This window comes from Ramlibacter sp., assembly GCF_035706265.1.
Taxonomy (GTDB): Bacteria; Pseudomonadota; Gammaproteobacteria; order Burkholderiales; family Burkholderiaceae_C; genus Ramlibacter.
In genome coordinates, this window is record NZ_DASSVG010000515.1 from 1 (window position 1) to 2,463 (window position 2,463).

Sequence of the window (2,463 nt, forward strand, 5' to 3'; positions counted from 1 at the left end):
CGTGGCCGCGGCGGGCGGCGCCGCGGCGGCGCCGCTGCTGGCGCCGGCCTGTCCGCCCTGCCACTGCCACATCTCGGTCATGGTGGCCGTGCCCTGCCCGCCCGGCACCTGCGCGGAGGGCGCCGGTGCGCCCGGCGCCCCCATCGCGTTGGTCTGCGGCTGCGCGGGTGGCGTCGCCGGCTGCGCCTGCGGCGGCGTCGCGGCAACCTGCGGCGGCGCGCCTTCGGATCCTGGCAGCACGGTGTCGTCCGGCAGCGAGGCCTGCGGCGGCTGCACTGTCGTCTGCGGCGGCGACGGGTCGCAGCCCTGCAGGCCCAGTGCGGCAACGGCCGCGAGCAGCGCGAGTTGCCAGCGCGTCCTCATGCCTGCACCTCCACCGTCATGCCGGGGCCGGCGAGCGTGGACAGCCGCAGCACGTCCCAGTTGGTGAGGCGCACGCAGCCGTTGGTGGTGACGCGCGCCATCTGCGACGGTTCGGCCGTGCCGTGGATGCCCGCGTGCTCCTTGCTCAGGCCCAGCCACATCACGCCCACCGGGTTGTTCGGGCCCGGCGGCAGCTTCAGCTTCTGGTCGCTCTTGGGCTCGCGCAGCAGCGAGGGGTCGTAGCTGTAATCGGGATTCTTGGCCTTGGTGACGATCTGCAACTGCCCCAGCGGCAGCGGCGGCTCGCCCAGGCTGATCGGGAAGGCGCCCAGCACCCGGTCGGCGCCCAGCACGTACAGCACCTTGTCGGACTTGTCGATGCGCAGCGCGACGGCGCCCGCCGGCGCTGCCGTGGCGCGGCCGACGTCGGTGACCACGATCGCCTGCCCCGCCTGCGCGGGCCGGCCCTTGTTGAGGGCGGCGAGCAGCTTGGGGCTCATGTGGAAGCGTTCGCTGATCGCCTCCGCCATGTTCTGGTAGCCGAGCGAGGGCAGCTGCGCCTCCAGCTCGGGATCGCCGGGAATCTTCACGAACGGACCGTTGATGTCGGCGTCGGTCAGCACGTAGGTGGCGAACGCAGGCGCGTTCTGCGGCGCCAGCGCCTGCCAGGTCGCCTCGTCCATCTTGCCCGTCACCGGCAGGCCGCGCGAGACCTGGAAGGCCTTGACCGCGCGCTCCATGTTGGCGCCGAAGCTGCCGTCGATCTCGCCGACGGAGAACCAGGCGCGATCGAGCAGCACCTGGGCGCGGATCACCTCGGGCCCCTTGGCGCCCTTGGCGAGCGCCGGCATCGAGGTGTCCGCGTTCAGCTGCTGGATGTGCTGGGTCGCGTCGGCCGGGAAGTTGGCCGGCACGACGGACTTCGATTTGCTGGAGGAAGCGTGGTGCGATTTGCTGGCATGCGTGGCAGCGGGCGCGGTGGCCGGCAGGGCCGCGAGGCCCAGCGGCAGCGCCAGCGCCAGCGCACGCAGCAGGAAGGAATGCTTGGGCATGGCAAGGCTCCAATGAGGAATGCCTTACCGTAGCGCTGCGGCGCGAGGATCCTTGTAGTCACGCAGCCAAGCAGCCGGTCGGCGGCGGCTTGCTGGAGCGACGAAGGTATTACCGGGGTGGCTCTGCCTCGGGCCCGCGGCCCGCGGCCGGAGCGAGCCCCGGCTCGCGCGCCACGTCCGCCAGGAAGTCGCTGCCACTGAGCTCGCTCACCGTGCCCGCTTCGCGCAGCCAGCGCGGGTAGCGGGTGCGGAAGTCGGCCACCAACTCCGCCAGAGGCAGGTCGTGGAAGCGGCCGCGGTCCACCAGGTACTCCATGTGGCGCTGCCCCGACTTGTCGAACGGGTGGTAGATCGAATCCTCGCGGCCGTCGAACTCCAGCGGCAGCAGGCCGAAGCGCTCGCACAGCGTGAGGTTGAAGGCCGGCGTCGCCTTGACCCAGCGGCCTTCCAGCCACAGGTCCGCGTAGCCGTGCCAGGTGAAGATGTCGGTCTCCATCGTCTCGCGCATGCGCTGGGTGGAGAGATGGTTGCGTACGTCGGCGAAGCCCATGCGCGCCGGGATGCCGGCGGCGCGGCAGGCCGCTGCCAGCAGCGCCGCCTTGGTGACGCACCAGCCATAGCCGATCTCGATCACCGTGCTCGCGCGCATGCCGCGCTCGCTCAGGTCGATGCGGTAGGGGTCGTAGCGGAACTCGTCGCGCACCGCGTAGTACAGCGCCACCGCGCGCTCGCGGTCGGTCTCGCCGCGGGCGTGGCGGGCCGCGAATTCACGCACGAGGGCATGGTCGCTGTCCACGATGGAGGCGGACGCGAGGCAGGTCTGGGGATCGTCGATGGACATGCTGTTCCCGGAAGTTCAGACGAAGCGCACCGCCAGCGGCGCGAGCGGAGGATCGAATTCTGCGCTCCAGCGCTCGCCGCGGTGCACCGGCCACGCATCCGTCCACGTGCCGGTGGTCACCACGTCGCCGGGCTGCAGGTCCGGCGCGCCGGGGCAGTCGCGCAGCGCCGCGAGGAAGTGCGCCAGGGCGTGCAGCGGGCCATCGAG

2 protein-coding genes and 2 pseudogenes are annotated in these 2,463 nt (G+C 71.9%); all 4 read right to left on the reverse strand.

Translation table 11 applies throughout. The features are described from left to right. A pseudogene (locus VFM98_RS18420) lies at positions 1-363 on the reverse strand (hypothetical protein); the annotation flags it as partial. Next, complete coding sequence (locus VFM98_RS18425; protein ID WP_325111353.1) at positions 360-1,415, reverse strand: L,D-transpeptidase; 1,056 nt, start codon at positions 1,413-1,415, stop codon at positions 360-362. The gene VFM98_RS18425 and the pseudogene VFM98_RS18420, both read right to left, overlap by 4 nt. Before the next feature lie 109 nt (positions 1,416-1,524). Next, positions 1,525-2,256 (reverse strand): transglutaminase family protein, encoded by a 732-nt coding sequence (locus tag VFM98_RS18430; RefSeq protein ID WP_325111354.1) that lies wholly within the window; start codon positions 2,254-2,256, stop codon positions 1,525-1,527. A 15-nt stretch (positions 2,257-2,271) separates the two neighbouring features. Continuing rightward, positions 2,272-2,463, reverse strand: a pseudogene (locus VFM98_RS18435) (hydratase); the annotation flags it as partial.